Annotated in this window: 6 protein-coding genes; all 6 read left to right on the forward strand. The window is 41.4% G+C overall.

Going from position 1 to position 9,842, the window contains the following annotated elements; translation table 11 throughout:
- The coding region (gene vgrG / locus AC1DRQ_RS27245; protein WP_477428622.1) for a type VI secretion system tip protein VgrG at positions 1-1,319 on the forward strand (1,319 nt) is incomplete at its 5' end.
- A 117-nt stretch (positions 1,320-1,436) separates the two neighbouring features.
- Positions 1,437-1,727, forward strand: a complete 291-nt coding sequence (locus AC1DRQ_RS27250) for a PAAR domain-containing protein (protein WP_429392538.1) — start codon at positions 1,437-1,439, stop codon at positions 1,725-1,727.
- Position 1,728: 1 nt separating this feature from the next.
- On the forward strand, positions 1,729-2,136 hold the full coding sequence (locus AC1DRQ_RS27255; protein ID WP_429392541.1) for a GPW/gp25 family protein: 408 nt from the start codon (positions 1,729-1,731) through the stop codon (positions 2,134-2,136).
- Positions 2,136-5,939, forward strand: coding sequence for a hypothetical protein (locus AC1DRQ_RS27260; RefSeq protein ID WP_477428625.1), 3,804 nt, complete (start codon positions 2,136-2,138; stop codon positions 5,937-5,939). The genes AC1DRQ_RS27255 and AC1DRQ_RS27260 overlap by 1 nt, the downstream gene beginning before the upstream one ends.
- The gene (locus AC1DRQ_RS27265; RefSeq protein WP_477428627.1) at positions 5,932-8,976 is read left to right on the forward strand and encodes a hypothetical protein; all 3,045 of its coding nucleotides are present in this window, start codon (positions 5,932-5,934) and stop codon (positions 8,974-8,976) included. The genes AC1DRQ_RS27260 and AC1DRQ_RS27265 overlap by 8 nt, the downstream gene beginning before the upstream one ends.
- A 3-nt stretch (positions 8,977-8,979) precedes the next feature.
- Positions 8,980-9,842, forward strand: an 863-nt coding sequence (locus AC1DRQ_RS27270; protein ID WP_477428629.1) for a hypothetical protein, incomplete at its 3' end; no start/stop codon positions are given.

Raw genomic sequence — 9,842 nt, forward strand, 5'->3', positions numbered from 1 at the left:
CTATAGTGCAGTATGACAGTACCGATTGGGATTTTATCATATCGCGGATGGAAGCAAATGGAAAACTCTGCACGGTTGACAATGGTAAAATAACTGCTAAAAAGCCCGATTTTAGTTCGGAAACCGTGCTTGATGCATTATTTGGCGCAACCATACTTGAGTTTGATGCAGATCTTGATGCACGTAACCAATACCAGAGTTTGACCGCCAAAACATGGGATTATACTACCCAGGCAGTGGCCACTGCAAACGCCGCGGAACCAGGTTTTGAAGAGAACGGTAATATTTCGAGCAGTGACCTTGGGAATGTACTGGGTATAGCGGAATATGACTTGTATTCAGGTGAGGATATTACAGCAGATGAATTACAGAGCTTGGCTGATGGCCGTTTGCAAAAAGCACGTATGTCTCGTTGTCGCGGGCGGGTTCGCTTCCGCGGGTATGGAGGCGCTTTAAACCCAGGCGACCTGATTAACATTGGTGGCGTAGGCGACCGCTTTAATGGTAAAGTATTTGTTTCGGGCGTGCGCCATGAAATAGTGAACGGAAACTGGACAACCGATGTACAGTTTGGTTTATCAAATGAACTATTTATGCGCCAGCCCGATGTTATTTCGGCACCTGCAGTTGATATGTTGCCTGCTATACAAGGCCTGCAGATAGGCGTGGTTACTGATCTGGAAAATGACCCCGACAGCCAGGACAGGATCAGGGTAAGGTTGCCCATCATTGATGCCGGYGAAGACGGCATATGGACACGTATTGCCTGCCTGGATGCAGGTAATAACCGGGGTACTTTTTTTCGTCCCGAAATTGGTGATGAGGTAATTGTAGGGTTTTTAAATAACGACCCGAGGCACCCGGTTGTGCTTGGAATGCTAAACAGCAGCACAAAACCCGCACCGCTTAAAGCTGCCAATAAAAACGACGAAAAAGGTTATACCTCACGCAGCGGTATGAAAATGATCTTTAATGATGAAGAAAAATCATTAAAAATTGAGACGCCCTCAGGTAAAAAAGTAACCATTAGCGAAAAAGACGGGCATATAAAGATAGAAGACGAAAATAATAACAAAGTAACGATGGATTCATCGGCAATAAGTTTGGAAAGCGGTGCTGATATCAAATTAAAAGCAACCGGTGATCTTACCATTGAAGCGGTGAATATTTCGCTTAGTCCATCATCCAGTTTTTCGGTAAGTGCAGGCGGGGCATCTATAAAAGCAGACAGCGGCAGCGCCTCGTTATCAGCACCATCTGTAAAGGTGGAGGGCTCAGGCACTGCAACGATAAAGGGCGGTGTAGTGATGATTAATTAATAAAGGATTGAAATACCCCCTTTAAATCTCCCCCGAGAAGGGAGACTTAAGAAAGAATTTAAAGCCCTCTCCTTTGGGGAGAGTTGGGTGAGATCAATCAACCAATAAACTAAAAATATGCCATTTGCAGCACGAATTTCGGATATGCACGTTTGCCCAATGTTTACAGGGCCGGTTCCGCATGTAGGCGGACCCATATTACCGCCGGGCAGCCCAACCGTGTTGATTGGGGGATTGCCTGCAGCTTGTGTGGGCGATATGTGCACCTGTGCAGGTCCGCCGGATGTTATTGCAAATGGTTCATCAACCGTATTAATAGGCGGTAAACCAGCGGCGCGTATGGGCGATCCAACGGCGCATGGCGGTTCAATAATAATAGGATGTCCAACAGTAATTATAGGAGGTTAATATGTCAGATTCATTTTTAGGAACGGGGTGGGGTTTTCCACCATCATTTGATACGGTTTTAAACACGGTGATCATGACAAGCGATGAGGCTGATATACAACTCAGCCTTCAAATATTGCTGGCAACGCGCAAAGGTGAACGGGTTATGGTGCCTGACTATGGGTGCAATCTTGACGAAATGCTTTTTGAGCCCATGACCACTACCTTTAAAACCTATATCCGCGAAATGATCAAAACGGCCATACTCTATTATGAGCCCCGTATTGATCTGAGTTCGATACAGGTTGATGACAGCCGCGAAACGGAAGGTGTGATCCTCATTATCCTTAATTACACTGTTCGCACAACAAATTCAAGGTTCAATTTTGTATATCCTTACTATAAAAACGAAGGAACAGAAATACACTGATGGCAAATAATTGTTTCGATACCAAACTTTTATCCTATAACGGCACCAGCCAGGCGCAGCGTGCATTGGATGCCTTATTGGCAAAATGCGCCCTGGTAGATGAGCGAACAGCTGCTGATCTTATCCTGCTCACTAAGAAATATAGTGCCTGGTTAAATTATTACGACAACACCAATACTATTGCCGGCGATTGGCAACAGCTCATGGGTAAAGACCTGGCTGTAGTAATTTCTTCAGTGGCCGAGTGGAAAACAAATGACTATGCATCATTTATTAAATATTTGAATGATAAAATAATCAATGCAGCTAACGATACAGACGCGAAGAACAATTTTAAGGTCTTGTTTGATTTTGTTTTTTCTGTTACTACAGAACTTAACGATGCTTATAAACATTTAACTGATAATTTAACTTATAAAACCTTTTTATCAGTTTCCATAACCTCAAAACTGGCCGCGCCTTTAAGTGTTTTAAATCAGTATTATGAAAGTTTTGTAACAGCGTCACTTATTGATGCAACCTCAACCCTTACAGATACTTTAACCCCTGTTGATAACATTACGCTATCACAAAACTTTCTGATCGATTCTTTGAGCGACGTGTTCATCGTTAACCCGCCGGTTACGGCGTTTCCAATAACGTTAAGCGGTGCGGTACATGATGATATTAACCACATCCTTACGCACAATTTATTTACCGGCGCTTTACAATCATTTGTTGCCGCCATAGTGAATATCGTGAGCCGCACCCCGGCCTACCTGGCCGAAACCCTGGATAATTATCCAACACATGCACCGCATTACGCTCTATATCTTGCTTTTTTAAAGCTGTTTGGTTTTGCACAGCAACACTTAAATCAATACACCAAAAAGCACCTTGATTTTTATTACAAACAAGTTTTACAATTAAGCAATAATGTAGCTGAGCCTGATTTTGTGCACCTGGTTTTTGAACTTCAAAAAAATATTGACCAACATCTGCTGTCAAAAGGTAGCTCATTTAAGGCCGGGAAAGATGCCAATAAAAAGGATCTGTTTTATTCGCTTACAGATGACCTTGTAGTGCAAACAGGCAGCATACAAACACTAAAATCCATCTATCTTAATAAAAACATTACTCCTGTAACCTTATTTGCTTCACCAACGGCCAATTCAGAAGATGGGCAGGGTGGTAAACTGTTAAGCGCCGATAGCTCGTGGTTTCCATTTGGCAACCCTAAAAATATTGAACCGGCAGCCATAGGCCTTGCTATTGCATCAAATGTGCTGTTTTTAAATGAAGGCAACCGGATCGTTACACTAACTTTTACCTGCGATAGTTTAACCAACATTACAGCTACTGATCTTTCGGATATCTTCAGCATACAACTAACCGGCAAAAAGGATTGGTACACAGCGCCTAATTATACAGCTTCGGTAATAAATAATACCTCATTTTCATTAACAGTAATCCTGGAGGGTGATGCACCGGCCATAGTTCCGTATTCTTCAAAGTTGCATGGCGGTAATTTTGAAGTTATACTACCAATGGTACAGGTATTGCTTAACGGTTATGCATCGTATCAAAAAATAAAAACACTCAGGATTAATGGAGTGGTTGTATCCGTAACGGTTGATGCTATTAAAAATCTGGTACTGCAAAATGATGACGGTAAAATAAATCCTGCCAAACCGTTTAAACCCTTTGGTGATTTCCCTGAAAATGGCGCATCGTTCATTATTGGCAATAAAGAAATATTTCAAAAGCAGCTTACTCAATTAACCATTGATTTTGATTGGCAACAGGCACCTTTATATAATTCAACGGTAAATATATCCTCATTGATAAAAGGTAACTGGGCGCCTATTTTAAATGGTGTAAGTATTTATGCATCAAGCATAGTGATCACTGACACCCAGTTTAAAATAGCTGAACCGCAGTTGTTTGGCGAATTTACATTTAATGATGTCACATTTGATAATAGTTTAATATTTGAAGCAGACGACTTAGCTATGGCTGATAACAGCCTGTTAATGGCTATGGATGATATGACCGTGAGCAGCCAGTCATTGGAGAGTGAAAGCATATTGGATGATAGTTTATCAATGAACCTTGGTGATATGGAAATGGTAATGGTAATGGTCGATCCCATATATACGGTTACAGTTACCCCCCCAGGAGAAATTGATATCACCGGATTAGAAAGCATTGTACAATCGCCTGAGGACTTTACAGCCAATGAAGATTATGCCATTACATCGATTGATGGTTATATCAAACTGGAAATGATAGGCAATGATTATAGTCTGAGTACATTTCTAACTAAGATACCCAAACCCTCGGTTAAAGTAAATAGTACAGGCGGTGTAGTTACCAGTTATACAGTAGATACCGGTACTACTCCGGTGCCTAACCACCCGGTTATTAAGTCAATAAACGTAACCTATTCCGCTCAGGATAATATCACTTTTAATAAGGATGCTTTTAATGATCGAAGCAATTTCTTTTATCACCTGGAGCCTTTTGGTTTCCGCGAAATGCATCCTGCTATCACTGCTGATGCGCAAACATTACTCCCGGTATTTAACCTGGAAGACGGGATACCTAAAGATGATGGTGGCGAGTTATGGATAGGTTTAGCCAATGCTAAGCCCGATGAAACTTTTTCGATCTTGTTTCAGGTATCTGACGGAAGCGCCAATCCATTAAAAAACATGACCCAGGTTGATTGGTTTTATTTAAACAATAACAACTGGCTCCAGTTTAAAAAACAATCCATAACAGATCAAACTAATAACCTGACCCGCTCAGGTCTGGTAATAGTTAATGTTCCCGCTGATGCTACGCTTAGTAATACTCGTGCCGATAGTGGCCTGATATGGATTAAAGCAGTAGTGCAGCATGATACCGATGCCATTTGTAATTTAGTTGCAATAGATACCAATGCAGCCAAAGCACAATTTGCACAGGATATTGATCAGGGTATAATATTCACTAAAGCGTTGCCGCCAAATACCATCAGCAAACCTGCAGTTGCTGATGCGGCATTAAAGAAAACACAACAACCATATACTTCATTTGATGGCCGCGTGCAGGAAACTGATGACCAGTTTTATCAGCGCGTTAGCGAGCGCCTGCGCCATAAGCACCGTGCTATTACCGCCTGGGATTATGAACATTTGATTTTGCAATATTATCCGCAAATTTTCAAGGTAAAATGCATTAATCATACCGGCTTTGTAATAGACGAAAATACCAATCAGCAAAAGTACAGTGAGACGCTGACAGGGCATGTTATGGTGATCACCATTCCTGATTTGACCAATTTAAACAATGCCAATCCGCTTAGGCCATATACCAGTATTGGCCTGTTAACCGAAATAGAAAAGTATATCAAAACGCTAACATCGCCATTTGTAAAACTTCACTTATGTAACCCTTTGTTTGAGCAAGTGCAATTTGATTTTAGTGTTACGTTCCATGAAAATATCGACGTGGTTTATTTCAGCAATCAGCTGAATAATGAAATTGAGCAATTTCTAACGCCGTGGGCTTTTGGTAACCCTCAGGCAATTCAATTTGGCAACAGTATTGAAAAATCAGTAGTGCTCAATTTTATTGAGGAAAGACCTTATGTAGATTTTGTTACCTGCTTTAAAATGAACCACTTTATACCGCTCGAAGATCAAACAGTACATGTGCTGTATAACATTGAAGAGGCCGTGGCAAGTACAGCCCGATCTATCCTGGTATCGTACTACGACGAAGAAAAAAAGATAAAACACCTGATTAATTCACCAGCAAACTGTGATTGTAATGGATAAGCCAAAAGTAATTCAAAAAGATCCGGGCCTTATTGCCGACCAGGATTATGCTTTTCTCAGAGAGGCTGGTTTGGGCTATATTGAAAAACTAAGCGGCAAAATATGGACCGACTACAACGAGCACGACCCGGGTATAACTATTTTAGAGGCTCTTTGCTATGCCATTACCGAATTAGGCTACAGAACAGGTATGCCAATGGAGGACCTGCTTACTGACGCAGATGGGAAAATAGCCTCTTCACAAACATTATTCACCGCGAAAAACATCCTGACACAATCACCGCTCAATGTAAATGATTACCGCAAATTACTGGTAGATATAGTAGGGGTACACAATGCATGGTTTTTATATGATGATTTTTATACCGTTAACAAAAAAGATATTCCGGCAGGTGAGATAGCGCTTTATGCCGATTGTAAACAGGATGCCTTATCATATGACCTAACACCCCATCCGGTTTACTTATCGGGTTTGTTTAAAGTAATATTGGATTTGGATTACGACCAGCAGTTTGGTGACCTGAATAATGGCGAATTGCAGGTTTTAAATCCCGCATCGGCTAAGTTTAAAGGAGGCGATGTAAGCCTATCCGTTATTTTTCCGGTTTGGGATGACCCGGGCGTAGCTGTGTTATTATCCGCTGACCCAGCCTCAATTACCGGAGTGAACACCAGTTTCCCTGCAGGAAACAACATTACTATAACCATTAATTTTAAGTACACATCGGGCGGCTCAAATCATTCAGCTACGCTTACCGGTATCATTGCTATTGATCTGCAGCCATCGGGCCAACAGGTGCTGGCAGCAGATATACAGGGCTTTTTTAGCACCGATTTTACCACACAGGTAGTTAACCTGTACCTGTTAAAGATCCAGCAGTCAAAATGCATTGTTCAAACCGCTATACATACACTAAATGAAAACCGGAACCTGTGCGAGGATTTTGTAAGTGTTACTACCATAAAAGATGAAGAAATAGCTATTTGCTGCGACATAGAAGTATCGCCATTAGCCGATATGGAAGAGATACAGGCCAAGGTATTTTACGCTATTGAAGAGTATATGAACCCATCGGTAAACTTTTATCTGCTAAGCGAACTGCAGGATAAAGGTTACACTACCGACACGATATTTGAAGGGCCTGTTTTGCAACATGGCTTTATTGATACCGCCGAACTGGAACAAACCCAGCTGCGCCAGGAAATATATGCATCCGATATCATCAGCCTGATCATGGATATTGATGGTGTACAGGCCGCGCGTAACTTCATGATGACCAAATACGGAGCCGACGATAAACCGGTTCCCGGTCAAAGCGGTAAAAACTGGTGCATGCCGGTTACCTCCGGTTGCAAGCCAGTGTTTTCAGAAACCAAGTCAAAACTCCTGTTCTATAAAAATCAGTTCCCTTATTTACCATCACTGGCCGAAGTTCGAGACACCTTAAAATGGCTGCGCGCGGTAAAGGCCCGTAATAAGCTATCGGGGCATACTGATGACCTGGCCATTCCTACAGGTAGTTATGCCTCTTTAGATAATTATACCTCTATTGAATATCTTTTCCCCCAAACTTATGGCATTGGGAATGCCGGGCTGCCCTCAACTGTAAGTGAAGAAAGAAAAGCGCAGGCCAAACAACTCCAGGCGTATTTATTACTGTTTGACCAGTTATTGGCCGATTTCTTTTCGCAACTGAATGGTGCAAAGGAGCTTTTCTCAACCGATAAGATAGTACAAACTTATTATGCGCAGTTTTTAGGGGATATCAAGAATATTCAGCCCATTTATAAAATAGATGGATCAGCGAAAACCATTGAGCAACTGGTTATGCAAAACCAGGATTCAACTGCAGCTACGGTGAACAACTGGCAAAAATTATATGAATCGAAGGAAGTTTTTGCTGACAGGCGCAACCGTTTCCTTGATCACTTGATGAGCAGGTTTGGTGAGTCATTTAACGAATATGTTTTGCTCAATTATTCGCTTGATTATGCTACCCAAAAAGAAACCCATATAACCCCGGCCAATCTGATAGATAGTAAGATATCCTTTTTAAAAGACTATCCCGTTATCAGCTATCAAAGAGGCAGGGCATTCAATTATTTTCCATCAAAGCCCGATTTTACAGTTGATACCACCAAATTATGGGATACAGACAATGTATCRGGCTTAGAGAAAAAGCTATGTCATTTAGGAGGTATCAATAATTATTATCGGCGGTTTTTGTATTGCATTGGTAACGCCACCATCACCACCACAAGTGATACACCTGCTAAATACCAGTTTGTATTTAGCAATCAACATGGAGGGACGCTTACCTCTGTAACGACTTATGCCACAAAAAATGATCTGAACAATGCCCTGCCGGCATTTATGGATCTGGTATTGGCCGGCCAAAACTACACTATTAAACAAACAGGGAGCAACTGGAATATTTATGTCGCTGATGATGCCGGCAATAACCTGGCGGTAAGTAATGATTTTGCATCGCAACAGGATGCAAATACTGCTTTGAGGCAATTTATAACAGAATTTAATACAGAGTGTGATGCAGATGGGCTTCACCTGATTGAGCATCTTTTATTAAGGCCGCGCAACAACCAGTTTAAGTTTGCGCCTGTATGTTTGGATCCCAACTGTGATTTCTGTGGCGAACAGGATCCTTATTCATTCAAAATGTCGGTCGTGTTGCCTTACTGGCCGGTGCATTTCCGCAGTATGGCTTTCAGAAATTACTTTGAAGATATTGTTAGGCAGGAAGTACCGGCTCACACCATGGTAAAAGTTTGCTGGATAAATGATCAGTCGCTTTTTGATTTTGAGAATGCTTATAAAACATGGATAACAGCCCTGGCAAATTATTCATTTGATAATACAACCATAAATAACCTGCAAACGGCAAATGACACATTGGTACAACTGCTGTTTAATTTACATAGTGAATACCCGGTAGCTACTTTGCACGATTGTGATGAAAGTAAGGATACCAACCCGGTAATGCTGGGCAAAACCATTTTAGGATCTTTAAAAAATTGATATATGGCAAATCCAATGGAATACATCGTATTCGAACCAGATCAGGTGCTCACCAACGATCACCTCAATGAAACTTTTAACTACCTTGATCAGCAAAACCGCTGGACACGCAACAAGCTGATAGGTATTGGCATTGTTTGCGGACTGGATATTGTGCTTAATCCCGGAGTTATTGAAATTACCAAAGGCTGCGGAGTTACCTCACAAGGGTATTTAATTACACAGGATACCACCCAATATACCTATTATGTGCCTTATCCGGCCATTGAGATGCCCAATGACCTGCCATTTGTTTATGACAAAGGTGATCTGCCCTTTTATAAACCATTTTGCACTGGTAAAGATATCTGGTTATTGTTATCAGATGATCAGTTTAACAATCTGGAAAGCACGCAAAAGTTAAACGCAAAAACCCTGTCGTCTGCGGCTATTAATTTAAGTGATTATGTGGTTGTGCTATTTCTGGAAGCCAGGGAAACTGATCTTAAGAACTGCGATACACAGGATTGTAATAACAAAGGGGAGAAGATGGCCTTTCAGGTTAAGCCTTTACTTGTCGCCAAAAAAGATTTGCCGGATACAAGTACTACTCCCGCCATCAAAGCAGTGTCAAGAGCCAAAACCGCGCTTAAGGAAGTTAAACTAAGCGGAATTGCACTCAAAGAAGCAAATGTGAATTTGCCATATCAGATACAGTTAAAACGCTTTAATGTACCTTATACTGATCTGAAAACTACAGATGATGTATTGGATGCATTTGTAAAACTTGTTGATGATGCTACCTTAACCCAGGTGTCAGCTGCTTACAATAATTGCTATACTAAGTACAGTTCAGTTTTAAAAGTAAGCTCAAACCCGTTCATCAC

The sequence above is a fragment of the Mucilaginibacter sp. P4_E8 genome, assembly GCF_056401495.1.